This is a genomic window from Agrobacterium sp. El2ro-1b, assembly GCF_048298475.1.
Taxonomy (GTDB): domain Bacteria; phylum Pseudomonadota; class Alphaproteobacteria; order Rhizobiales; family Rhizobiaceae; genus Agrobacterium; species Agrobacterium fabrum.
In genome coordinates this window covers 1,407,201-1,429,848 of record NZ_CP103458.1, presented here as the reverse complement: position 1 = coordinate 1,429,848, position 22,648 = coordinate 1,407,201, and the positions used below count along the sequence as shown (strand labels likewise).

The 22,648-nt window shown below is 59.4% G+C and carries 22 protein-coding genes; 9 read left to right on the top strand and 13 right to left on the bottom strand.

The features are described 5' to 3' along the window. Positions 1-15: 15 nt before the first annotated feature. From NYR50_RS07015 to NYR50_RS07005, 3 genes are all read left to right on the top strand, one after another. A complete protein-coding gene (locus NYR50_RS07015; RefSeq protein WP_418137203.1) occupies positions 16-327 on the top strand; it encodes a succinate dehydrogenase assembly factor 2 in 312 nt (103 codons plus the stop codon). A 3-nt stretch (positions 328-330) separates the two neighbouring features. Continuing rightward, positions 331-3,828 (top strand): transcription-repair coupling factor, encoded by a 3,498-nt coding sequence (mfd, locus tag NYR50_RS07010; RefSeq protein WP_418137202.1) that lies wholly within the window; start codon positions 331-333, stop codon positions 3,826-3,828. A gap of 387 nt (positions 3,829-4,215) precedes the next feature. Next, positions 4,216-4,560, top strand: coding sequence for a hypothetical protein (locus tag NYR50_RS07005; RefSeq protein WP_418137201.1), 345 nt, complete (start codon positions 4,216-4,218; stop codon positions 4,558-4,560). A 58-nt stretch (positions 4,561-4,618) separates the two neighbouring features. Here the strand turns inward: NYR50_RS07005 and NYR50_RS07000 are convergent, their stop codons facing one another. Genes NYR50_RS07000 through NYR50_RS06990 form a run of 3 tightly spaced genes read right to left on the bottom strand, consistent with a single transcriptional unit; the run spans position 4,619 to position 8,158 of the window. After that, positions 4,619-5,551 (bottom strand): DMT family transporter, encoded by a 933-nt coding sequence (locus tag NYR50_RS07000; protein ID WP_418137200.1) that lies wholly within the window; start codon positions 5,549-5,551, stop codon positions 4,619-4,621. Between the two features lie 52 nt (positions 5,552-5,603). Further along, a complete protein-coding gene (locus tag NYR50_RS06995) occupies positions 5,604-6,272 on the bottom strand; it encodes a DsbA family oxidoreductase (RefSeq protein WP_418137199.1) in 669 nt (222 codons plus the stop codon). A gap of 38 nt (positions 6,273-6,310) precedes the next feature. Continuing rightward, positions 6,311-8,158 (bottom strand): extracellular solute-binding protein, encoded by a 1,848-nt coding sequence (locus NYR50_RS06990; RefSeq protein ID WP_418137198.1) that lies wholly within the window; start codon positions 8,156-8,158, stop codon positions 6,311-6,313. Positions 8,159-8,465: 307 nt separating this feature from the next. Here NYR50_RS06990 and NYR50_RS06985 point away from each other — a divergent pair, with 307 nt between their 5' ends. Further along, positions 8,466-9,122, top strand: a complete 657-nt coding sequence (locus NYR50_RS06985) for an invasion associated locus B family protein (protein WP_006314309.1) — start codon at positions 8,466-8,468, stop codon at positions 9,120-9,122. Between the two features lie 98 nt (positions 9,123-9,220). Here NYR50_RS06985 and hspQ read toward each other — a convergent pair whose 3' ends face one another. The 4 genes from hspQ to NYR50_RS06965 form a co-directional block, all read right to left on the bottom strand. Next, positions 9,221-9,550: a heat shock protein HspQ gene (gene hspQ / locus NYR50_RS06980; RefSeq protein ID WP_418137197.1), complete on the bottom strand. Its 330-nt coding sequence runs from the start codon at positions 9,548-9,550 to the stop codon at positions 9,221-9,223. 87 nt (positions 9,551-9,637) lie between these two features. Then, a complete protein-coding gene (locus NYR50_RS06975) occupies positions 9,638-10,558 on the bottom strand; it encodes a DMT family transporter (RefSeq protein ID WP_418137196.1) in 921 nt (306 codons plus the stop codon). Positions 10,559-10,654: 96 nt separating this feature from the next. Beyond that, positions 10,655-12,064, bottom strand: a complete 1,410-nt coding sequence (glnA, locus tag NYR50_RS06970; RefSeq protein ID WP_065115890.1) for a type I glutamate--ammonia ligase — start codon at positions 12,062-12,064, stop codon at positions 10,655-10,657. 72 nt (positions 12,065-12,136) lie between these two features. After that, positions 12,137-12,475 (bottom strand): P-II family nitrogen regulator, encoded by a 339-nt coding sequence (locus tag NYR50_RS06965; RefSeq protein WP_003508042.1) that lies wholly within the window; start codon positions 12,473-12,475, stop codon positions 12,137-12,139. A 358-nt stretch (positions 12,476-12,833) separates the two neighbouring features. Between NYR50_RS06965 and NYR50_RS06960 the strand changes: the two genes are divergently transcribed. After that, positions 12,834-14,309: an NAD(P)H-hydrate dehydratase gene (locus tag NYR50_RS06960; RefSeq protein WP_418137195.1), complete on the top strand. Its 1,476-nt coding sequence runs from the start codon at positions 12,834-12,836 to the stop codon at positions 14,307-14,309. 110 nt (positions 14,310-14,419) lie between these two features. Here the strand turns inward: NYR50_RS06960 and NYR50_RS06955 are convergent, their stop codons facing one another. Next, entirely contained in the window at positions 14,420-15,460 is a 1,041-nt protein-coding gene (locus tag NYR50_RS06955; RefSeq protein ID WP_174008674.1) for a GlxA family transcriptional regulator, read from the bottom strand. A 271-nt stretch (positions 15,461-15,731) separates the two neighbouring features. Further along, positions 15,732-15,950 carry a hypothetical protein gene (locus NYR50_RS06950; RefSeq protein WP_174008673.1) on the bottom strand — a complete coding sequence of 73 codons (219 nt, stop codon included), beginning with the start codon at positions 15,948-15,950 and terminating at the stop codon, positions 15,732-15,734. 238 nt (positions 15,951-16,188) lie between these two features. Here NYR50_RS06950 and NYR50_RS06945 point away from each other — a divergent pair, with 238 nt between their 5' ends. Further along, entirely contained in the window at positions 16,189-17,127 is a 939-nt protein-coding gene (locus tag NYR50_RS06945; RefSeq protein ID WP_006314318.1) for a LysR family transcriptional regulator, read from the top strand. Positions 17,128-17,180: 53 nt separating this feature from the next. Here the strand turns inward: NYR50_RS06945 and NYR50_RS06940 are convergent, their stop codons facing one another. Together NYR50_RS06940 and NYR50_RS06935 are read right to left on the bottom strand one after the other, a co-directional pair. Continuing rightward, entirely contained in the window at positions 17,181-18,101 is a 921-nt protein-coding gene (locus NYR50_RS06940; protein WP_418137194.1) for a methylenetetrahydrofolate reductase, read from the bottom strand. Positions 18,102-18,191: 90 nt separating this feature from the next. Then, positions 18,192-18,968 carry a formyl transferase gene (locus NYR50_RS06935; protein ID WP_418137265.1) on the bottom strand — a complete coding sequence of 259 codons (777 nt, stop codon included), beginning with the start codon at positions 18,966-18,968 and terminating at the stop codon, positions 18,192-18,194. 192 nt (positions 18,969-19,160) lie between these two features. Between NYR50_RS06935 and NYR50_RS06930 the strand changes: the two genes are divergently transcribed. Next, the gene (locus tag NYR50_RS06930) at positions 19,161-19,322 is read left to right on the top strand and encodes an entericidin A/B family lipoprotein (protein ID WP_003515706.1); all 162 of its coding nucleotides are present in this window, start codon (positions 19,161-19,163) and stop codon (positions 19,320-19,322) included. Between the two features lie 107 nt (positions 19,323-19,429). Then, complete coding sequence (locus tag NYR50_RS06925; RefSeq protein WP_174008670.1) at positions 19,430-20,194, top strand: phosphodiester glycosidase family protein; 765 nt, start codon at positions 19,430-19,432, stop codon at positions 20,192-20,194. Between the two features lie 9 nt (positions 20,195-20,203). Here NYR50_RS06925 and NYR50_RS06920 read toward each other — a convergent pair whose 3' ends face one another. Together NYR50_RS06920 and NYR50_RS06915 are read right to left on the bottom strand one after the other, a co-directional pair. After that, positions 20,204-20,554, bottom strand: coding sequence for a hypothetical protein (locus tag NYR50_RS06920; RefSeq protein WP_418137192.1), 351 nt, complete (start codon positions 20,552-20,554; stop codon positions 20,204-20,206). A gap of 391 nt (positions 20,555-20,945) precedes the next feature. After that, a complete protein-coding gene (locus NYR50_RS06915) occupies positions 20,946-21,113 on the bottom strand; it encodes a hypothetical protein (protein ID WP_174008668.1) in 168 nt (55 codons plus the stop codon). A gap of 93 nt (positions 21,114-21,206) precedes the next feature. On the opposite strand from NYR50_RS06915, the gene NYR50_RS06910 reads away from it, so the two are divergent. Further along, a complete protein-coding gene (locus tag NYR50_RS06910; protein ID WP_174008667.1) occupies positions 21,207-22,610 on the top strand; it encodes an L-serine ammonia-lyase in 1,404 nt (467 codons plus the stop codon). Positions 22,611-22,648 lie beyond the last annotated feature (38 nt).

Here is a 22,648-nt window from a genome sequence, read left to right as displayed (position 1 = left end):
CGAAAGGTGAATGCGATGACTGGACTGGTGCGCACGAGTGCCGATCTCGATCCGAGACGCCGGCGGATTCTTTACCGCTGCTGGCACCGGGGCATTCGCGAGATGGACCTGGTGCTCGGGCAATTCGCAGAAGACAATATTGCCGGGCTTTCCGATCATCAGCTGGATGAGCTTGAGATTATCATGGCGGAAGAGGATAACGACCTTGTCCAGATGGTGACGGGCGCGCAGCCGGTGCCGGAAAAGTTCCGGACACCTCTGTTTGAAAAGATTGCCTCTTATCGTCCCGATTTTGATCTCGTCACCGCCGAAACCCTGAAGGCCTGAAACATGATAGCCGGATTCGATGCAAAGCTGGTGTCGTCGGCCGATACGCCGCTGACCATCGGAAACGTACCATCAGGCATGGAAGCCCTGCTGCTTGCCGATATGGCGCGGGCGGGCACATCGGTGGCTTACGTGATGTCGGATGGCCAGCGGGTCGCCGATCTTGAACAGATCCTCGGTTTCGTGGCACCTGACATTCCGGTCATGTCCCTGCCGGCCTGGGACTGCCTGCCCTATGACCGCGTGTCACCGAGTGCAGACACTTCGGCGCGCCGGCTCGCGGCGCTTACCGGTCTCACCAGTCACGCGAAGAAACCGCATCCGGCCATCGTGCTGGTTACAGTCAACGCCATGCTGCAGAAGATGGCGCCGCGTGACATCATCGAAAATCTCGGCTTTTCGGCCAAGCCCGGCAACCAGATCCGCATGGAGGAGATTGCCGCGCGGCTGGAGCGCAATGGTTTCGACCGGGTGGCGACGGTGCGCGAAGTTGGCGAATTTGCCGTGCGCGGCGGTATTCTCGATGTCTTCGTGCCGGGCACGGAAGAGCCCGTGCGGCTCGATTTCTTTGGCGATACACTGGAAAGCATCCGCACTTTCGATCCGGCCAGCCAGCGCACCATTAGCCAGGCGCGCTCGCTTGACTTGAACCCGATGAGCGAAGTGACGCTGACGCCGGATACGATTGGGCGTTTCCGCAAGAATTACCTGTCGCTGTTTGGCGCTGCGACCCGCGATGATGCGCTTTACCAGGCCGTGTCCGAGGGTCGCCGTTACGCCGGCATGGAGCACTGGCTGCCGCTGTTTTACGAGCAGCTCGAGACCGCCTTCGATTATTTGAGCGGGTTCCGCATCGTCACCGACCACACGGCACGCGAAGCGGCGAAGGAACGCTCCAAGCTGGTTCTCGACTATTACGAGGCTCGCCGCGCATCTGGCGAAACCAAGGGTTCGACACAGGGCGCGCCCTACAAGCCGGTATCGCCGGGACAGCTTTATCTCGACGGCAAGAGCTTCGATGCGGCACTCGCCGCCGTCAACGCCGTGCGGCTGACGCCATTCAATGAACACGATACGGAAGGTCGTCCGGTCGCAACGCTGGATGCGCATGTCGGGCCGCGCTGGGCGCGTCCTCCGACCGAAGGCAATAACGAAGAGCGGGTCAATGTTTTCGATCTGGCGGTAAAACACATTGCCGAGCGCCGCGCCAAGGGCTGGAAGGTGCTGATTACAGGCTGGTCGGAAGGGTCGCTCGACCGGCTGTTGCAGGTGCTGAACGAGCACGGGCTTGAGAAGATCAAGCCGGTGACTTCGCTGAAAGAAGTGGACAAGCTTGGCAAGGGCGAGGCGGCCGCAGCAGTGCTGAGCCTTGAAGCCGGTTTCGAGACCGGAACGCTGGCCGTTATCGGCGAGCAGGATATTCTGGGCGACCGCATGGTGCGGCGCTCCAAGCGTCGCAAGCGCGGTGCGGATTTCATCGCGGAAGTGGCGGGGCTGGATGAGGGCTCGCTGGTCGTTCACGCCGAACATGGTATCGGCCGCTTCGTCGGCCTGCGCACCATCGAGGCGGCGGGTGCGCCGCGCGCCTGTCTGGAACTGCATTATGCCGACGACGCCAAGCTGTTCCTGCCGGTCGAAAACATCGATCTTCTGTCGCGTTATGGTTCTGACGCTGCGGAAGCCACGCTCGACAAGCTCGGTGGCGGCGCATGGCAGATGCGCAAGGCCAAGCTCAAGAAGCGCCTGCTCGACATGGCCGACGAGCTTATCCGCATTGCGGCCGCGCGGCTGGTGCGCCATGCGCCGGCGCTGGTTGCACCAGACGGGCTTTATGACGAATTCGCTGCCCGTTTCCCCTATGACGAGACCGAGGACCAGCTGAACGCCATCGAAGCGGTTCGCGAGGATCTCGGCGCCGGGCGACCGATGGACCGGTTGATCTGCGGCGATGTCGGTTTCGGCAAAACTGAAGTGGCATTGCGCGCCGCCTTCCTTGCCGCCATGAATGGCGTGCAGGTGGCGGTGGTGGTGCCCACTACGCTTCTCTCTCGCCAGCATTTCCGCACCTTCTCGGAACGCTTTCGTGGCCTGCCCATCCGGGTACAGCAGGCTTCGCGGCTTGTTGGTTCCAAGGAACTGACGCTGACGAAAAAGGAAGTGGCTGATGGCAAGACAGATATCGTCGTCGGTACCCATGCGCTGCTGGGCGCTGGCATCAGCTTTGCCAATCTCGGTCTTCTCATCATCGACGAAGAGCAGCATTTCGGCGTGAAGCACAAGGAGCGCCTGAAGGAGCTGAAGAGCGACGTGCATGTGCTGACGCTGTCCGCGACGCCCATTCCGCGTACGCTGCAGCTCGCCATGACAGGTGTACGCGAACTGTCGCTCATCACCACGCCGCCGGTGGACCGCATGGCGGTGCGCACCTTCATTTCGCCCTTTGATCCGCTGGTAATCCGCGAAACGCTGATGCGCGAGCATTATCGCGGCGGCCAGAGCTTTTATGTCTGCCCGAGGCTTGCCGATCTCGCCGATATCCACGCTTTCCTGCAATCGGACGTGCCGGAGCTGAAGGTGGCGGTGGCGCATGGCCAGATGCCGGCGGGCGAACTCGAAGACATCATGAATGCTTTCTACGACGGCAAATATGATGTGCTGCTGTCGACCACCATCGTCGAATCCGGTCTCGACGTGCCGACCGCCAACACGCTGATCGTGCACCGCGCCGATATGTTCGGTCTCGCCCAGCTTTACCAGCTGCGCGGCCGTGTCGGTCGTTCCAAGGTGCGCGCCTTTGCGCTGTTCACCCTGCCGGTCAACAAGGTGCTGACGACGATGGCGGAGCGGCGGCTGAAGGTGCTCCAATCGCTCGACACACTCGGCGCCGGCTTCCAGCTGGCGAGCCACGATCTCGATATTCGTGGTGCGGGCAATCTGCTTGGCGAGGAGCAGTCCGGCCACATCAAGGAAGTCGGTTTCGAGCTTTACCAGCAGATGCTGGAAGAAGCTGTTGCCGAAGTGAAGGGTGATGAGGAGGTGCGCGACAGCGGTTGGTCGCCGCAGATCTCGGTTGGCACCTCTGTGATGATCCCCGAAGATTACGTGCCGGACCTGCATCTGCGCATGGGTCTCTATCGCCGTCTCGGCGAGCTTGCCGATATCAGCGAGATCGACGGGTTCGGCGCGGAAATGATCGACCGGTTCGGACCGCTGCCGAAAGAGGTGCAGCATCTCCTCAAGATCGTCTACATCAAGTCACTCTGCCGCATTGCCAATGTCGAGAAGGTGGATGCCGGGCCGAAGGGTGTCGTCGTGCAGTTCCGCAACAAGGAATTCCCGAACCCGGCGGCGCTGGTCGGTTACATCGGCAAGCAGGGATCCATGGCGAAAATCCGCCCGGACCACAGCCTGTTCCTGAACCGCGATCTGCCGACTCCGGAAAAACGGCTGACGGGTGCGGCGATGGTCATGACGCAGTTGGCGGAGCTGGCGCGGTCGTGATGGGAGCTTTGGGGGCATTGACGGCATTGACGGGTGGGGCTACCCCCCCTCTGCCCTGCCGGGCATCTCCCCCTCAAGGGGGGAGATCAGCAGGAGGCCCTTTTGTCGCTTCATCCTCAAACGTTGAGAGGGGCGAAACCTCGCCGCATATCGATCTCCCCCCTTGAGGGGGAGATGCCCGGCAGGGCAGAGGGGGGTAAAGCCCCAACCACCTTCGGCCCGCTAACAAATGGCCAATCCCTCGTAAAGCCCCACCCGCAAAGGCTCAGCGACATTACGGCGATGTAACCAAACGGACATGTCTCGGTAGTCTTCGCGGGCGTAATCTTTCCTTCATACCCGGTGCGGCGGATCGTTCAGGCCGCCGGGTCATGAAGGAGCAGGACGATGTGGACCAATATCAACAGGTTTGCCACCGCTGGTCTGGTTGCTTTGACAATTGCGGGCACCACAATTGCCACCACCACCCAGGCGGAAGCGCGCAATAATTTCGGCCGCGGCCTTGCCGCCGGTATTGCCGGCACGATCATTGGCGGAGCGCTTATCGCCGGGGCAAGACATCCCGGTTACGGCTATGGCCCCGCTTATTATGCTCCGGCCTATGGTCCGCCAGCCTATGCTGCGCCCGTCTACGGTCCGCCGGTGGTTTACCAGCCCGTTTATCCACGCTGCCACGTTGCCTGGAGGCAGAATGCCTGGGGCGACATGTATCGGGTCAGGGTTTGTGATTGATCGAATGCCATGCCGGCGACGTGAATATGCGTCGCCGGTTCTTTGTATTCTTCAGGCGTCAGCGCCCGTCTTCCGGTGTAATGCCGACAGCCACGTTCTGGTCGGTTGCGGCGATGGAGGCGGGCAGCGGCACTTTTCTCTGCTTCTCACGGATCAGCGTCAGCAGGCCGGATCCGACAATAAGGACGATGCCGATGAGCATCCATCCGTCGATGCGGTCACCGAAAATCAGATAACCGAACAGAATGGCCCAGAGCATCTGACTATATTGCGTCGGGCCGATCATGGCGGCGGGCGCATATTTGGCGGCATACATGACAAGCACGTTGCCAAGCGCGCCGAGCAGGCCATATCCCGCCAGCAGCAGCCATTGCTCGCCGCCCGGCATGACAAAGGTCGGCACCATGGCGATGCCGCTGATGATGAGACAGCCCAGCACGCCGGCCCCATAAAGCGAGACGTTCTTTTCCGAGGGGCCTATGGCGCGGAAGATGACGATGCTGAGCGCACCGCTGAAGCCGCCGATGATGGCGCCGAGATGGCCGATACCCAGTTCACGGAAGCCCGGACGCAGGATGACCAGCACGCCGAGGAAACCGATGATGACCGCGGACCAGCGGCGAATGCCCACCTGTTCCTTCAAAAACACCACCGACATGATGGTGACGAAGGAAGGAAGCAGGAAGATCAGCGCGAAGGCTTCGGCCATGGAAAGATGGGTGAATGCCGTGACGCTGCCGACGGCACCCGTGCCGGCGGCGAAAAAGCGGATGATCCACAAAGGCCGGTTGGTCGTCTTCACCACATCCACCCAGCTGTCATTACGCTTGCGGATGAAGGGCAGGGCGATGAGGCCGAACAAGGCGCCGAAGAAGGCCGATTCGATCGGTGAAATCTGACCTTCTATGAGTTTAACGCTGGCATCGCTCCAGGCGTAGGCAGCGAAGGCGGCAAAGGCGAGCAGAATGCCTTTCAGGGTCTTGTCGGACACGGGAAAACACCAACAGTTTATCGGTTAGGGTAAGCTGCCGGTGGTTCGACCGTCAGTTCATCGCCTTATGCTCGTCCGCCTTGATTTTTGCAATATCCCGCAGTGCAGCAATCAATACGTCAGGCGTTTGTGCACCGCTTATGGCGTATTTCTGATCGAGTATGAAAAACGGCACCCCGGCAACGCCCATCTGCTGCGCGGCGTCTATTTCTGCAACGACCGTGTCCTTGTCAGCATCCGAGGCGAGAAGCCGCTCGACCACTTTCGCATCCATGCCAGCCTTTGCGGCGACGTCAGACAGTACGGCGTGATCACCTATATTGCGGCCTTCCTCGAAATTGGCCTTGAACAGGCCGGTCACGACCTTTTCCTGGATGTCGCGGCCTTCCGAATGAGCCCAGAGCGACAGGCGATGGGCGTCGAGCGTGTTCGGGCCGATCTTGATCGCATCGAAATCATAGTTGATGCCGACTTCCTTGCCGAGCTGCACCAGCGAGGCATGCGCCTGCTCCAGACGCTCCTTGCCGAGCTTTTCTTCGAGAGCGGCTTTCTGGTCCACACCTTCAGGCGGGTAGTCGGGATTGAGGCGATAGGGGCGCCAGTTCACATCGACGCTGATTTCGTCCTGAACCTCGGCAATGGCGAGATCGAGCCTTGCCTTGCCGAGATAACACCAGGGGCAGACCATATCCGATACGACGTCGACAACGATGCGTTCCATGGTTTTATCTTCCCTTGTCTGGACCGGGCGGCGGTGGGTTATTGCACCCTTGCATCCCACCAGGTCTGTTTCTGATTTCCTGATATCGGGGTCATATCCGGACGGTCGATATATTTCCAGCGCGCAACCCATTGCGCGCCGATGTAATAGAGCGGAATGATATAATGGCCGGCCACAAGCAGGCGGTCATAGGCGCGCACGGCCGCCTGGAAGTCTTCCGTCGAGCGCGCCTGCAACAGCGCCTCTATCATCCGGTCGATATCGGGATTGGCAACGCCCGCATAGTTAAAACTGCCCTGTGCATCGCGCGACATCGAGTCCCAGCGGTTCAGCTGCTCCATGCCCGGTGAAAGCGATGAGGGCAGGGAGCGGATGATCATGTCGTAATCAAAGCTGTTCGAGCGGGCCTGATATTGCCCGTCATCGACCGAGCGGATGCCCATGGCGACGCCGATCAGGTTGAGCGAGCGCTGATAGGCAAGCGCGATGCGCTCCTGCGCCGGGTTCTGCGTCATGATCTCGAAGGCGAGCTGACGGCCGTTGGCGTCGGACATCCTGCCATTCTTGATGCTGTATCCGGCCTCTTTCAGCTTATCGACGGCCAGTTTCAATACCTTGCGGTCCGCACCGGTGCCGTCAGTCGTGGGCAGGGCGTAAGTGCCGGCCAGAAGCTCCGGGGGCATGGACTTTGCCGCGTCGCCCAGTAGCGCAAGTTCGCGCTCATCGGCCGCATTGCCATAGGCGCCGAGCGGGGAGTTCTGCCAGTAGCTCTGGGTGCGCTTGAAGGACCCGCCGAGGATGTTCTTGTTCATCCATTCAAAATCGAATGCATATGTAAGGCCCTCGCGCACCTTCTCGTCGGCAAAGACGGCTCGACGCGTATTGAAGACGAGCCCGAACATGCCGGTCGGAAGCTGTGGCTGGAACACGTCCTTGACGATATCGCCACGATGCACGGCCGGGAAATTATAGGCTTGTCCCCAATGGGATGTATCGGAGGTGCCATTGATGGCATCGCCCTCCGGGTAGATGTCGATATCGCCTTTCTTGAAGGCCTCGAACATAGTCGTGACCTGAAGAAAATAGGTGATGCTGATTTCGTCGTAATTGTCGAAACCGACTTTGCCGGGAATATCCTTGCCCCAGTAATCGGGGTTCCTCTCCCAGACGATTCGCTCACCCGGGCGCAGCGTCTTGATTCGGTAGGGACCGGAGCCGATGACATCGCCAAGGCCCGCCTGTTCGAATTTTTCAGGATCGGTCGCATGTTTCGGCAGGATCGGCGTGGAGGAGGCGAGAATGAGCGGCGTTTCGCGATTCGCCTTGTCGTTGAAGGTGAACCGAACGCTGCGATCGCCAATTTTCTCCATCCTGGCCACGCCGGCAAGTCGCGTGTTGAAGGGCGGGCGGCCTTTCTCCTTCAGGAGGTTGAAGCTGAAGATCACATCGTCAGGCGTGACGGGTTGGCCATCCGACCATTTTGCCTTGGGATTGATGTTGAACTGGACGAAGCTGCGCTCCTCGTCCCATTCCACGGTTTCGGCGAGCAGACCGTAAAGGCTGAAAGGCTCGTCACTCGAGCGCAGCATCAGCGGTTCATAGAGAAGATTGCCGAATTCCGGATCCCACACCCCGCGGGCGGTGGTGCGCATTCCCTTGAGCACGAAGGGATTGAGGCTGTCGAAGGTGCCGACGACGCCATAAGAAATGCGGCCGCCCTTCTTCACGTCCGGATTGACATAAGGGAAGTGGCGGAAGTCTGCGGGAAGCTCCGGCGTGCCATGCATGGATATGCCGTGCAGCGGTTGCGCCAGGGCGGTCCCGGCGGGAAGCAGGGATGATCCCAAAAGGAACAATGCGGGGAGGAGGGCCGCAAGGTTGCGCATGTCACTATCCTGTCTAACTGTCCGTCCGATTTGCGTCACAACCGGTTTATCGTCATGATTCTGGCAGATATGTAGCATAAGGACATCGCATGACCCATGCGGGGCCGGGAAATCTTGGGTCCGCTCAAGAAAAAGTTAAAGAAGTGCTGGATATCGCCGCGAACGGCATGTAACAGGGTGGCCGGAAGAGACGGGTCACGCATTTGCCTCATTTAAACGACAGTTGAACGGGCAGAAGGATACCGCCATCGGCGGACAGGGCCTTGAAAGGTTCTGTTCTGGCAGACATTCAGGAGACGGAACTCTTATGATGCAAAAGGCAAACACATTCACCCGGACGGCTCTGTCCGCTCTGGTCCTCTCTCTGGGCGCGGTTTCCGCTCCGGCCATTTCGCAGGCGCAGGATGCTGCCCCGGCCGCTCAGGGCGGCGCTGGCGCTCCGCCGCTCGGCTGGTTCAAGACCTGCTCCAAGCAGGAAGACAACGATGTCTGCGTCGTGCAGAACGTGGTTCTCGCCCAGAACGGCCAGATGATCACCGCTGTCGGCCTCATCACCGTTGAAGGCAAGGTCAACCGCAAGCTGCTGCAGGTTTCCGTTCCGACCGCGCGTCTCATTCCCCCGGGTGTGATGATGCAGATCGACGGCGGCAAGGGCCAGAAGCTCGATTACGCCGTTTGCCTTCCCGACAAGTGCACGGCTGAAGTTCCGCTGACGGATGCCATGATCGCTTCGCTGAAGAAGGGTAGCGAGGTGGTCTTCACCTCCATCAACTTCCGCCGCGCGCCGAACCCGATCAAGATCGCGCTTTCCGGTTTCACCGGTGCTTACGACGGTGCTGCCATCACCCAGTCGCAGCTGGCCGAAAGCCAGCGCAGCCTGCAGGAAGGCATGCAGAAGAAGGCTGAAGAGGCCCGCAAGAAGCTGGAAGCCGCTCAGGACGCCGCCAAGGCGCCCAAGCCCTGATCGCTACAAAGCATCAAGAATGACAAAACCGGTCTGGCAACAGACCGGTTTTTTTATGCGCTTGATGTCCCTGGGAGGGGGGAGATGGTTGGCAGGCGTTAATGCGCCGTCGATATCTTCGGACGCCATTCGCCGTTCGGCGCCTTGTCGAATATGCGGCCGATATTGGGGTTTCTCAGCGGCGTATTGTTTTCATCGTGCACGAGGTTCTGTTCGGAAACATAGGCGACATATTCCGTCTCCTCGTTTTCGGCCAGAAGATGATAGAAGGGCTGGTCGCGCTCCGGCCTGATTTCCGCGGGGATGGCGTTCCACCATTCCTCGGTATTGGCATATTCCGGGTCCACGTCGATGACCACGCCGCGGAACGGAAACACCTTGTGGCGGACGATCTCGCCAAGCGTGAATTTTGCGTCTCTTTGTTTCATGGCATGAATTTCCTTTCCCAATACTAGTTGGTGTCGGAATGCGAAATATCAAGACCTAGCGGTCCCAGTGCCGGTCTGCCGCAAAGCTCAGCGCTTTCTGCCAATCGGCGCGGTGGCGAGAATGACGCCGCCGGTGACAAGCACGATGCCGATGGCGTGATAGGTCTCGAAGCTCTCTCCCAAGAATATCGCCGCCATGAGGATCGAGACCGGCGGCATCATGTAAAGCGTGATGCCGGCCGTGGCCGGGCCGAAAACGCGCACCGTATGGGTGAAGCAATAAAACGCCAGCAGCGAGGCGAAGAGGATGATGCCGCCGATCTTCGCCCAGGCTATGCCGGTGGCCGGCAGCATGCCGCCCTGCGCGAGTTCCAATGCGGCCGGCGGCAGAAGCACCAGCGCGCCGGAAAGGGCGATCAGGCCGAAAAGGCTGAAGGATGCCATTTGCCGCGCCGCGGGATCGCGCAGCAGCAGCGAATAGATGGCAAAGGCGATCGCCGCCGTCAAAATCGCGAAATCGCCGATGTTGAAATTCATGTGCCGGAGAGCGGAGATATCGCCCTTGAGCACGATGGCCGCGACACCGGCAAAGGCGATGACCATGCCCGCCACTTCAAGCTTTCGGATCGGCCGACCCTGAAAGATGCGCTGGAACAGGATGATGAACAGCGACGAGGTGGTGTAGATTAGCGTGCCATTGGCGGCCGTCGTCATGGTGAGGCCCCAATAGACCACGCCGCCGCAGATGCCCATGCCGAGAATGCCGAGCACGAGCCAGAGCAGCGTTCTGCGGTGCACGAAAGCAACGCAGTTCCGCCAGTCGGCAATCATGAAAGGGGCGATGATGAGCGTCGATCCCATCCAGCGAATAAAGGCGGCGATAAAAGGCGAAACTTCGCCAACGACGCCGCGGCCAAAAATGACATTGCTGGAAAAAAAGAACGGCACCGCCAGAAAGATGAGCCAGTCCATGGGGCGCGTTTGCTGAGAGGCTGGCTTGATCGGCATTGTTTACGTCACATTCGGCAGAATAGAAAACGGCGGCTTTCCGTGGAAAACCGCCGAGAGGGAGGAGCGCCGAAAGGACGGCGCTCCGAAGGCCGATCAGGCCGAGTAGTACATGTCGAATTCGACCGGATGCGGGGTCATTTCGAAACGCATGACTTCCTGCATCTTCAGCTCGATGAACGAGTCGATCTGGTCGTCGTCGAACACGCCGCCGGCGGTCAGGAACTTGCGATCCTTGTCGAGGCTTTCCAGCGCTTCACGCAGCGAACCGCAGACGGTCGGGATCTTCTTCAGTTCCTTGGCAGGAAGGTCGTAAAGGTCCTTGTCCATCGGCTTGCCGGGGTGGATCTTGTTCTTGATGCCGTCGAGGCCGGCCATCAGCATGGCCGCAAAACCGAGATAGGGGTTCTGGGTCGGGTCCGGGAAGCGGACTTCGACGCGCTTTGCCTTCGGGTTGGAGCCGAAGGGAATACGGCACGATGCGGAACGGTTGCGCGCGGAGTAGGCGAGCAGAACCGGCGCTTCGTAACCCGGCACCAGACGCTTGTAGGAGTTGGTGGTGGGGTTGGTGAAGGCGTTGATTGCCTTGGCATGCTTGATGATGCCGCCGATGTAGTAGAGGCAATTTTCAGACAGGCCCGCATATTCGTCGCCTGCGAAGGTCGGCTTGCCGCCCTTCCAGATCGACTGGTGCACGTGCATGCCCGAGCCGTTATCGCCGAAGATCGGCTTCGGCATGAAGGTTGCCGTCTTGCCATAGGCATTGGCGACCTGGTGCACGACGTACTTGTAGATCTGCATCTTGTCGGCGCTGGAAACCAGCGTGTCGAACTTCACGCCCAGCTCGTGCTGTGCGGCAGCCACTTCGTGGTGGTGCTTTTCAACGACAACGCCCATTTCGGCCAGAACCGTCAGCATTTCGGAACGCATGTCCTGCAGGCTGTCGATCGGCGGAACCGGGAAGTAGCCGCCCTTGACGCGCGGACGGTGGCCGAGGTTGCCCGTCTCGTAATCCGTGTCATCGTTGGATGGCAGTTCGGACGAATCGAGCTTGAAGCCGGTGTTGTAGGGGTCTGCCTTGTACTTCACGTCGTCGAAGACGAAGAATTCCGGCTCGGGGCCGACGAAGACGGTGTCGCCGATGCCCGACGCCTTGAGGTAGGCTTCAGCCTTCTTGGCGGTGCCGCGCGGGTCGCGGTTATAGGCTTCGCCCGAGACCGGGTCGAGAATGTCGCAAAGGACGACGAGGGTGGACTGGGCGAAGAACGGGTCGATGTGGGCGGTGGCCGGATCGGGCATCAGCACCATGTCGGACTCGTTGATGGCCTTCCAGCCGGCGATCGAGGAGCCGTCGAACATGACGCCATCGGCGAACATGTCTTCGTCCACACAGACAATATCCATGGTGACGTGCTGCAGCTTGCCCTTGGGGTCGGTAAAGCGCAGGTCCACGAACTTGATGTCGTTATCCTTGATCTGCTTCAAGATATCGTTTGCGGTCGTCATTTAAACGTTTTCCTTGAGTGTGATGATGACGAGGTGAAACCCAAGCCTCCCCGGCTTGAGACCTGGTTCTGATTATATGGCGTCCACGCCTGTTTCACCGGTACGGATGCGGATGACTTCCTCGATATTGGAAACGAAAATCTTTCCGTCGCCGATACGTCCGGTCTGCGCCGCATTACGGATCGCCTCGATGACGGCTTCCGCGTTCTCGTCCGCCAATACGACTTCGACTTTCACTTTCGGCAGAAAGTCCACGACGTACTCTGCTCCGCGGTAGAGTTCCGTGTGGCCCTTCTGACGACCAAAGCCTTTTGCTTCCGTGACCGTGATGCCCTGAAGTCCGACTTCCTGAAGGGCTTCCTTCACTTCATCGAGCTTGAAAGGCTTAATGATCGCTTCGATCTTTTTCATGAGAAAATATCTCTCCGCTTCTCCCGTTAAAGCAGGTAACTCCCGCTCTGCCACAAGAATGCACGTATTGTGCCAGATCGGAAGCGGGCTTGAAGAAAAAACTTCGCTGACCCGGCTTTCCGAGACAAAATGCATTCGGTTTTGGCGGTTTTCCAGCCAATTTCTCGCTATACCCCGAAAAATTCCGCAGCAATTCTGCTGATTTGTATTATTTTAGTGATTTTGAATATTTAAAGATCATGGAGCGCTTAAATATTGATTTGTTTATATTTTGTGCAAATGGCTATATTTTATTCATCCATAAATGCTTATTTTTGTATCGATTGCCTTTCCGGCGTTTTGAAGGGATGATCGCGGTATGACATTCCTCTCTCAGCTTTCCCTTTTCGACCCTGCTGATATGGCCCGCATCGATGCGGCGGCCGGGCAATCCGGTATTCCGCTTTATGATCTCATGGAGCGGGCGGGGCAGGCGGTCGCCGCTTCTGCGCTGCGGTATTATCCACAGGCGCTGCGTTTCGTCGTGCTCTGTGGCGGCGGCAATAATGGTGGTGATGGCTATGTGGCGGCGCGGGTGCTTGTGCAAAGCGGGGCGACGGTTACGGTTCATCATCTCGGCGATGCCGGCACGCTGAAGGGCGATGCGCGGGTGGCATTCGAACGGAGCGGGCTCGTGCCGCTGCCGCTTGACGACTATGCGCCTCTTGCCGGTGATGTGGTGATCGATGCGGTTTTCGGGGCTGGATTGTCCCGCGATTTGCCCGAGGAACTGGCCCGTATAATCGAAGCGGTGACCAGCGCCAGGGTGCCGGTGCTCGCCGTCGATCTGCCCTCCGGCCTCTGCGGACGGCGGGGCGTACCGCTCGGCGCGTCGTTCAGGGCCGAGCGGACCGTGACCTTCATGGCGCGCAAGCCCGGCCATCTGCTGATGCCTGGACGGGAACTTTGCGGGTCGCTCGAGGTGTTCGATATCGGCATTCCCTTGCGCTTCCTTGCCGATCACGCGGGCTCCGTTGCGGAAAACCATCCGCTTGTCTGGCGTGATGCCTTGCCCGCCAGCGATCTCGAGACGCATAAGTTCCGCCGTGGGCACCTGACCGTCTTTTCCGGCCCGGCCCATGCGACCGGGGCAAGCCGCATGACGGCGCTTGCGGCGCTGAAGGCGGGGGCGGGCATCGTCACCATCGCTGCGCCGAAAGAGGCACTTGACGTGCTTTCCATGACGCTGACGGCTGTGATGAATGCGCCGATGGACAATGCCGATGATCTGGGGCTCTGGCTGGACGACCGGCGTCACGGCACCTTCGTTCTCGGCCCGGGTTTCGGTGATCTCGAAAAGGCGCGACAATTCGTGTCGCTGCTCGGAGATAAGGCGGCCGTGCTGGATGCCGATGCGATCACCGCTTTCAAGGATCATACGGCGGCCCTGTTCGAGCGCATCACATCCGGTACGGGCAAATTCGTGCTGACACCGCATGAGGGCGAGTTTGCCCGGCTATTTCCCGATCTCGCTGCCGACAGAACGCTCAGCAAGATCGAGAAGGCGCAGGTCGCTTCGGCCCGCAGCGGCGCGGTGTTGGTCTATAAGGGTGCGGACACGGTGATCGCCGCACCTGACGGCCGGGCGCTGGTCAACACCAATGCGCCGGCGAGCCTTGCGACGGCCGGATCGGGCGATGTGCTGGCCGGCATCATCGGCGCGCTGCTGGCACAGGGCACACCCGCTTTCGAGGCGGCTGCGGCCGGTGTCTGGCTGCACGGCGAGGCGGGACAGAGGGTGGGTGCAGGCATGACGGCGGAAGACCTCGCTGACGCGGTCATGCCATTCGGTTGATGTCGCCCGACAATGCTGCGTCGCCCCGGACGAGGTCCGGTGCGGTTAATTCCATGATCGCGCGGCACGCTTCCCACGACCCAGGACCCACGACGCAGATGCGCCGGCATTCAATGTGCGGCCTTGCCTCCCTCGCTCGCCATTGCCATCCGCGATGCGCTCATCAGCAGTTTGCGCTCGGCACGTTCCTGTTGCGGCGTGCGATTGTAGATTTCGCGATAACACTTCGAAAAATGCGAAGCGGAAACGAAGCCGCAGGCGACCGCAACCTCAACGACCGGCATGGCGGATTGGATCAGCAGATGCCGTGCCCGATCGAGGCGGATTTCGAGATAATATCGGGCGGGGGAGCGGCCCATTTCCTGGCGGAAAAGGCGTTCCACCTGTCGCCGCGACAGATCGGCAGCGTCGGCAATATCTAGAAGCGAAAGCGGCTCTGATAGATTGCCTTCCATCAACTCGATAATCGACAGAACCTTGTTGTTCTGAACGCCAAGGCGTGCACGCAATGGCAGGCGCTGGCGGTCGTTCGGGCTGCGCACACGGTCGGTCAGCTGCTGTTCGCAGACACGGTTGACGAGGCTCTCGCCAAAGTCCTGACCGATCAGGCTCAGCATCATATCAAGGGATGCAGTCCCGCCGGCGCAGGTATAGATATTATTGTCCACTTCGAAGAGGTCGGCATAGACCTCCACCTGAGGAAAGGCTTCGGCAAAACTTGGGAGGTTTTCCCAGTGGATTGCACAGCGTTTGCCGTTGAGAAGCCCCGCCTCGGCAAGAATATGGGTCGCAGTACAGAGACTGCCGATGGCGATGCCGCGATTATAGGCTTCGCGCAGCCAGGCATTGACGGATTTATTGCCATATTGCTCGACATTCAAACCCGAACAGACGATCGCCATATCCGGACGGTTTTCACCGTTTACGAAACGTCGTTCGTCGGCAAGACAGGTATCGGCTTCAAGACAGATACGGCTTGATGACATGACCTTGCCGCCATCCAGAGACGCCAGACGCCATTGGTAGGCCGTGTAACCCAGCATCTGGTTTGCCAGACGAAGGGTCTCGATGGCTCCGGTAAAAGGCAGCATGGTAAATTGCGGAATGAGAAAAAAGACGATTGAGCGTTTCTTCTGGGAGTCTCTGCTCATTTGCCCGTGCTCCGTTGCGAATACACAATTCCTCTCTTGGAATTGGTAATCTGGATGTCCTCATTGCGACATCTTTCGCGAAAAATACGTCGCGAAAATGGAGCTGTCAAAGAATAGCTTTTGAAATATGCAAATTTTGCGACGCGCCTTCTAAACAGGCGGTCTGTCGCATGCAAAACAGGCAGGTGTATTTGCGTCCTTCATAACATAACTCAGGATTGGAGATAGTGGCTCGCAACACATTCACTGGTTGCGAGCCATCGGTCGGCCATCATTTGCGGACGGCATGTATGCGGGTGGTGTCGGTCGTCGGCCATCCGATATCCTTCAATGTTTCGGGTGGCAGTGCCTCCAGTGCACGAAGCATCCTGTCGCGGCGCCATTCCGCGTAACGGGCGGACAAATGGCTGGACAGGCGATCAAGCCAGCCGCTGGGCGACGGGCGGAGTGAAGAGCGGTTTGTCACCGGCAGATAATGTATCATGGTCATGTCTTTGATCCTTTCGTGAACCACGATCCTGTTTATGGCTTCGGTATGTGCTCGCCTTTATCATCAGGCAAGCGAATGAATCTTATGCCATCCATCAACAGCGGGAATGAATTGATGGCAGCGGCTGTAGGAGCATTTCAGTCCGTGCCACGGTGTCGCTTCATTTCCTGCGAGGCTCATCCACCCCGTTTGTCGATGTCCCGGATGGTGCGCGGTTGTTGACATTCAATCAAACGAAATGATATCCATCTATAAATCAAAATATTTGAAGGTGCGTGCCATGACCGTGACTTTCCGCCAACCGCTGCCGTTGCTGGATAACGACATATTGAGAACCTTCGTCGCCATCGCCGAAACGGGGAATTTCTCCACCGCCGCGGAAGTGGTGTTCAGAACGCCTTCGGCTGTTTCCATGCAGATCAAGAAGCTCGAAGAGCAGTTGAAGACGACGCTTTTCCTGCGTGATGCGCGCTCGGTCACATTGACGGCGCATGGCGAGACGCTTTTGACCTATGCGCGGCGCATGATCGCGCTCTCCAACGAGGCGGTCTCGCGTTTCGTTATGCCGGAACTTTCAGGCGTGGTGCGGCTCGGCGCGCCCGAGGATATCGGCGAGCGCGGCCTGCTGCCCGGCATTCTCAAGCGCTTTGCCGATGTTTTCCCCGGCATCATGATCGATGTCACGATCGATTCCAGTTCCAACCTCTACAAGCGCATGGACGAGCAGCGGCTTGACCTCGCGCTCGTCAACTGTGCCTCGCATCCGCTTCGGGATACGGGCGAGGTGCTGATGCGCGAACGTCTCGTCTGGGCCGGCGCCAAATGCGGCACGGCGTATCTGCGTGATCCGCTGCCAATCTCGATCTGGGAAGAGGGCTGCATCTGGCGCTCGGAGGCGATCGTTTCGCTGGAGCGGCGCGGGCGCAATTTCCGCGTGGCCTATCTCAGCGGCCATACCATGGCGCAGCGCGCGGCAATTGCCGCCGATCTCGCCATCGCGCCGCTGCCACGGTCCTACGTGCAGAATGATCTCGTCATTCTGGGCGACAAGGAAGGCCTGCCGGAGCTGGGCTCTTTCGATATTCGCCTGATCATGGGCGACAAGGCGTCCCGTCCCGTTCTGGCGGTGGCAGAGAGCATCCGCAATGCCTTTGTCGAGGTCGCAAAGGCGGCGTAAAGTGTGAAGCGCGCGCGACGGCCTCGTCCGTCGCGCCGTGAGGAAGGCGGCTTTCAGCCAGCCATTGAATCCACCGGCGCCGAACGGCCTGCGTCGCCGGTCTGCCAGCTTCCGCGGCTGACCAGCCAGTCGGCGGAATTCTGCAATCCGCCAAAGGGGAAGACGTGAATTTGCCGGATCGGCCCCTGCGGATTGGCCTGCCAGTGCCGCTCGATCGGCCCAACGATGCTGTCAGGCGAATGGCCTCTGGCGAGCGTGGTCAGGGAAAGCGCATTTTTCTTGAGATAGGCGATGGAATTGCCGACACCGCAGAGTGCTGCATATTTCAGCAGCGTCGTGATCTTGGCCGGGCCGGAAACGCCGATATGCACCGGCAGATCGATGCCTGACGCCGCAAGGCCTTCCGCCCAGGCGATGAAGCGCGCGGGATCGAAACCGAACTGGGTGACGATGCGCATGGCCGCATCGCTTCTTTCGGCAAAATCGCGTTTCAGCCTCAGGGCGGCAATCGCCGTCTCCTCGCTGAAATCGGGGCTGCCTTCGGGGTGGCCGGCGATTGCGATCTTTTTGATGCCGTAACGGTCGAAAATGCCCGATGACAGCATGTCCATGCTGGAGGCGAAGGGACCAGCCGGCCTGTCGACGCCACCGCCGACGACCAGAACATCGGTAACACCCGCTTCACCCGCCAGCCGCTTGACCTGCTCCTCAAATTCCACACGCGAGGGGATGCGCCGCGCTGCAAGATGCGGCACCGGTTCATAACCGAGATTGCGCAGATGTGTGGCGGCATCCACCAGCTTTTCCTGCGAGGCTGCTCCGGTGTCCGTCAGATAGACGCGGACACCCCGAGGAAAGATCCCGGCGAGGCTTGCCGGGCCGAGTACCTGCGCGGGTGAGGCTTCGATGGAGGCGGGAATGAGGTAGGCGGCGGAAATATCTGGCAATTTGAGCATGATCCTTTTTATTACCATGCACCGTTTTTCCGCCGAAGTCTGTGTCTGTTGCGGCAAGACAGGCTTGCATCTGCGACGAGGCTTGGCTGCGAGTGCCTGCGTGCAGTTTTACCAGATCCGTTTCGTCAGGCCGTTCCACAGCCATGTCCAGATCGGTGGCGGAAAGCGCAGCACCGATTTTCCGGGCGAGGGCGGCTGCGGCGCGAGGCTGCCGGACAGGGCGTCTTCGATGGCGCTGACGGCGATATCCACCGAGGCGGCGGTCAAAAGCAGCGGATAGGTGGCGATGGTGTCGGAAGGCGAGGGTTTCAGCCGTTTTTCATAAAGCGTGGCGCCGGTATCCACGCCCTTGTCGACCAGATGCACGGTCGCGCCGAAATTGCCGCGGTCCTTTTCCACCAGCGCCCAATAACCGCCCATCTGGCCGCGATAGGCGGGATTGATACCGGCGTGGAAATTGATGACCGGACATTGCAGGGTGCGCAGCGTCGCCGGCGTCAACAGGCGGCAGGAAATGGTGAAGATCACCGCTGGTTTCAGCAGATTGGCGGCTTTCTGGCATTCTTCGTCGTTGAGCGAGGTAAATTGCGTGACGGGAAGACCGTGGTGGAGATCGGAAGACAGGCCGTGTTCGGCGATGATTTCGTGGCTTCTTCGGGCCGTGAAGCGTTTGCCGAGGCGGGATGCAACCATCGTCGCCATCTGGCCCGCGGCGGCAAACCAGCCGAGCCGCCGTGCCCGGCGTTTGAGAATGGCCGACTTGCTTTCCGGCTGCTCCATGAAGATGTGGATATCCGGAAAACGGGCGGCCAATGCATTGATCATGACATTGGGGTTTGCGCCACCTGCCGTCATCACGAGAAGCCGATTGTTGATGTCAGTCATATCACCCACGGAAATTTCCTAAGCCACGATCCTGGCACCTAGTTTCTCTTGGGAACTTCAAAACCCTGTTAATTTTCATCGACAGGATTTTTTGAAATGCAGCGGGAACTGTTTTTGCGGACTCACGTTATTGTGACGCATATCACATCGGCGCTTGCCGTTGGACGGCAAGTCATAGGGGAGTAGTTTCACATGATCACACGTATTCTTTCGACCGTTTTTGTCGCTTTGCTGACTGTCGTCACCCTCAGTTCCTGCGGTAACACCATTCGCGGCGTAGGCCGGGATACGGCGAACGCCGTTGACGCGACCCAGGATGCCGGCCGCAGCGTGGACCGCGCCGCACGCCGCTAATCTAGGCTCCCCTCCCGGAAAGGCGTTACCCGAAAACCCGGGTAGCGCCTTTTCTTTGACCGAATTTCCCTGCGAATGTTCGCCTGACGAGAATCAGAGGGGCGGGCATGATCGTATCGATGAAGAAACTGGCGCAGGTATTGCTGCCATTGCTTCTGCCGTTTTCGGCGCAGGCCGGCGGGCAGCCGGATTTCTGCAAGAGCATCGACCATGCCGGCGGCCGCTATACCGTCTGTAGCTTCGACCCGGCAAAAAACACCATCCGCATCTATGATCAGGATCATGTCTCCGGACAGGGATACCGGAGCTTTGCCGATCTGTCCTCCGCTCTGTGGGGGCAGCACATGTTCAGCGTCTTCGCCATGAATGGCGGCATGTATCATTCCGACTATTCGCCCGTTGGCCTGTTCGTCGAAAACGGCGTGGAGCGTTCGCCGGTCAGCACGCTGGGCGGCTGGGGAAATTTCCACCTTCTGCCGAATGGCGTGTTTTATCTTAAGGGCAACAGTGCCGGGGTGCTGGAGACCGAGGCCTATCTGGCGGCAGACCCGAAACCCGATTTCGCCACCCAGTCCGGGCCGATGCTGGTAATCGACGGGAAGCTGCATCCGCGCTTCCTGCCCGATAGCGACAGCCTGAAACGCCGCAACGGCGTCGGTGTCTCCCGCGACGGCAGGGTGCATTTCGCCATTTCGGAAACGACCGTCCGCTTCTATGATTTCGGCACGCTGTTCAGGGATGTGCTGGATGCGCCCAATGCGCTTTATCTGGACGGCACGATATCCAGCGTCGATATTCCCGCGATGAACCGGCGGGACCAGCTGTTTTCCATGGGGCCGATCATCGCCGTTGTCGACAGGGTACCGGATTAGCCGGAAAAATCAGATCGGCGCTTTGGGATAGGCTTTTTCGAGACCGGCCGATGCCGTCAGCCCCTTGCGGAAGGCGAGATAGGCGGGGTGCTGGCTCGCCTTGCCAATTTCCGCGATGCGGATCTGCAGGCGGGCAGGGGCATTGCCCCCCAGCCATTCGCCGGTCGCTTCCAGCTTCAGACTGTTGAGAAAGCGGGCGCTTGTCTGCTGGTCGAGATAAAGATTGAGGCCAGTCAGCAGATTTTCATCCTGCAGGGCGTTTTCCATCAACAGCAGCACCCAGGCCTTGTCCTCGCTGGTCAGCGAGGTGAGTTTCGATGCGACCGTGTCGCGGTCGGGAAAAGAGGATGCCTGCTGCATGGAAAGACTCGCCCCGTTGTCATTGCCATCGTCGATAAAGCAGCGCCCGTGGCCTTTCAAGCCGCGGTCCTTCACCGCAGGAAATTCGACCGTAACGTGCCGGCGGCGATGGTTTTCAACAGGGGTTTGTAGGAAAGCATTAAAAAACGGTTACACTTTAGCCTAAATTGCGGCGGAGCCCCGAACCGTGCCTTTTCAAGCCCGCTGCTAACACCTTGTTTTTTCACGGACCTATGCACGGGGCGAATGGCAGCTTATCGAAAACGCCTTCATTTAGCCGCTTTTTGCATTTGCGTTCGCCGCCGGATTTTAATAAATGCTTGCCTCAACGGGCCGGGTCTTGAAGATCCCCCGGAGAGTGAATAGCTGGAGTAATCATGGAAGAAACCGCTCAGAAATCCTGCTGGGGCGTCACCATACGCGCACTTGCAGGCTTTGCCGCTTTTCTCGCATTGACGTACATTTTTGGCAGCCCATAAGCTTCTCTCCTGAATGACGGGTTTTGAAACGGCGCGGTTTCCTCTGGAAACCGTGCTGTTTTCGTTTCCGGCACCTTCATGTCGCAGCTGCAAAAGCCGGTGCCGCTCTTTTGTGGCGATCCGCCGCAGCTTTGGATATGATGGGCTGAAATCCATTATGCAGGGTATATTTCATGTTTCTTTCGGTCTTCGACGTCTTCAAGATCGGTATCGGTCCTTCCAGCTCCCATACGATGGGGCCGATGACGGCTGCGAACCGCTTTCTGGCGCTGATCCTCAGTGATGAGTGGCCGCGGCCGGCGGGTGCGGCCGTTGCGCAGCTGAAGGTCAGCCTGCACGGGTCTCTCGCCTTTACCGGCATCGGCCACGGCACCGGGCGTGCCGTCGTTCTCGGTCTCACCGGTGAGCGGCCTGACCTTGTCGATCCCGATGCGATGGACGCCATCATCGAGACGGTGGAAAAGGCAGGCACGGTCACGCCGCCCGGCCACCCGTCCTATGTGTTCCGCCCGGCCGAAGATCTGGTCTTTGACAAGAAGAACCCGCTGCCCGGCCATGCCAACGGCATGATCTTCTCCGCCTTCGACAATCAGGGCAGGCTGCTCATCAAGCGCATCTATTATTCCGTCGGCGGCGGTTTCGTCGTGACCGATACGGAACTGGAGGCGATCAAGCAGCGCGGCAAGACCATCGATAACGGTCCGCGTGTGCCTTATCCCTTTGCGTCCGCGCGGGAAATGCTCGATATGGCTGCCCGTTCCGGCCGCACCATCGCCCAGATGAAGCGCGCCAACGAAGAAACGGCGGTCTCACGCGACGAGCTGAACGAGCGCCTCGACCAGATTTGGGACGCGATGAACGGCTGCATCGAGCGCGGTCTGAAGGTGGATGGCATCATGCCCGGAGGCCTGAAAGTGCGCCGCCGCGCCCGTTCCATCTATGAGAAACTCAATGAGGAGTGGCGCAGCAACCGGCTCAACCCCGTCATGGCGAATGACTGGCTCAGTGTTTATGCCATGGCCGTGAACGAAGAGAACGCCGCAGGCGGGCGTGTCGTCACCGCGCCGACCAACGGTGCGGCGGGCGTCGTGCCTGCCACGGTCAGGTATTTCCGGCATTTTCACGAGGATGCGACTGTCGACGACGTGCGGGATTTCCTCCTGACGGCGGCGGCCATTGGCGGCATCATCAAGCATAATGCTTCCATTTCGGGCGCGGAGGTGGGCTGTCAGGGCGAAGTCGGTTCGGCTGCTGCCATGGCAGCGGCAGGGCTCGCTGCCGTCATGGGCGGATCACCTGAACAAATCGAAAATGCTGCCGAAATCGCGCTTGAACATCACCTTGGCATGACCTGCGATCCGATTGCGGGACTGGTGCAGGTGCCCTGCATCGAGCGCAACGCGCTCGGCGCCGTGAAGGCGGTAACGGCTGCCTCGCTGGCATTGAAGGGCGACGGACAACATTTCGTGCCGCTCGATGCCTGTATCGAGACCATGCGCCAGACCGGCAATGACATGAGCGAAAAATACAAGGAAACCTCCACCGGTGGCCTCGCCGTCAACGTTGTGGAGTGCTGAGCGGGCAGGGCGTGAGGCACCGTCCAGATGCTTGACGC

Excerpts from the sequence above, each read along its gene's own strand:
- NYR50_RS06990 (WP_418137198.1), bottom strand. The coding sequence starts at position 8,158 with ATGCGCAACCTTGCGGCCCTCCTCCCCGCATTGTTCCTTTTGGGATCA.
- NYR50_RS06945 (WP_006314318.1), top strand. The coding sequence starts at position 16,189 with ATGATATCCATCTATAAATCAAAATATTTGAAGGTGCGTGCCATGACC.
- mfd (WP_418137202.1), top strand. The coding sequence starts at position 331 with ATGATAGCCGGATTCGATGCAAAGCTGGTGTCGTCGGCCGATACGCCG.
- NYR50_RS06965 (WP_003508042.1), bottom strand. The coding sequence starts at position 12,475 with ATGAAAAAGATCGAAGCGATCATTAAGCCTTTCAAGCTCGATGAAGTG.
- NYR50_RS06940 (WP_418137194.1), bottom strand. The coding sequence starts at position 18,101 with ATGGTAATAAAAAGGATCATGCTCAAATTGCCAGATATTTCCGCCGCC.
- NYR50_RS06995 (WP_418137199.1), bottom strand. The coding sequence starts at position 6,272 with ATGGAACGCATCGTTGTCGACGTCGTATCGGATATGGTCTGCCCCTGG.
- glnA (WP_065115890.1), bottom strand. The coding sequence starts at position 12,064 with ATGACGACCGCAAACGATATCTTGAAGCAGATCAAGGATAACGACATC.
- NYR50_RS06975 (WP_418137196.1), bottom strand. The coding sequence starts at position 10,558 with ATGCCGATCAAGCCAGCCTCTCAGCAAACGCGCCCCATGGACTGGCTC.
- NYR50_RS06910 (WP_174008667.1), top strand. The coding sequence starts at position 21,207 with ATGTTTCTTTCGGTCTTCGACGTCTTCAAGATCGGTATCGGTCCTTCC.
- NYR50_RS06955 (WP_174008674.1), bottom strand. The coding sequence starts at position 15,460 with ATGAGCAGAGACTCCCAGAAGAAACGCTCAATCGTCTTTTTTCTCATT.
- NYR50_RS06960 (WP_418137195.1), top strand. The coding sequence starts at position 12,834 with ATGACATTCCTCTCTCAGCTTTCCCTTTTCGACCCTGCTGATATGGCC.
- NYR50_RS07005 (WP_418137201.1), top strand. The coding sequence starts at position 4,216 with ATGTGGACCAATATCAACAGGTTTGCCACCGCTGGTCTGGTTGCTTTG.
- NYR50_RS07015 (WP_418137203.1), top strand. The coding sequence starts at position 16 with ATGACTGGACTGGTGCGCACGAGTGCCGATCTCGATCCGAGACGCCGG.
- NYR50_RS06950 (WP_174008673.1), bottom strand. The coding sequence starts at position 15,950 with ATGACCATGATACATTATCTGCCGGTGACAAACCGCTCTTCACTCCGC.
- NYR50_RS06920 (WP_418137192.1), bottom strand. The coding sequence starts at position 20,554 with ATGCAGCAGGCATCCTCTTTTCCCGACCGCGACACGGTCGCATCGAAA.
- NYR50_RS06985 (WP_006314309.1), top strand. The coding sequence starts at position 8,466 with ATGATGCAAAAGGCAAACACATTCACCCGGACGGCTCTGTCCGCTCTG.
- NYR50_RS06925 (WP_174008670.1), top strand. The coding sequence starts at position 19,430 with ATGATCGTATCGATGAAGAAACTGGCGCAGGTATTGCTGCCATTGCTT.
- NYR50_RS06935 (WP_418137265.1), bottom strand. The coding sequence starts at position 18,968 with ATGACTGACATCAACAATCGGCTTCTCGTGATGACGGCAGGTGGCGCA.
- NYR50_RS06915 (WP_174008668.1), bottom strand. The coding sequence starts at position 21,113 with ATGAAGGTGCCGGAAACGAAAACAGCACGGTTTCCAGAGGAAACCGCG.
- NYR50_RS06930 (WP_003515706.1), top strand. The coding sequence starts at position 19,161 with ATGATCACACGTATTCTTTCGACCGTTTTTGTCGCTTTGCTGACTGTC.
- hspQ (WP_418137197.1), bottom strand. The coding sequence starts at position 9,550 with ATGAAACAAAGAGACGCAAAATTCACGCTTGGCGAGATCGTCCGCCAC.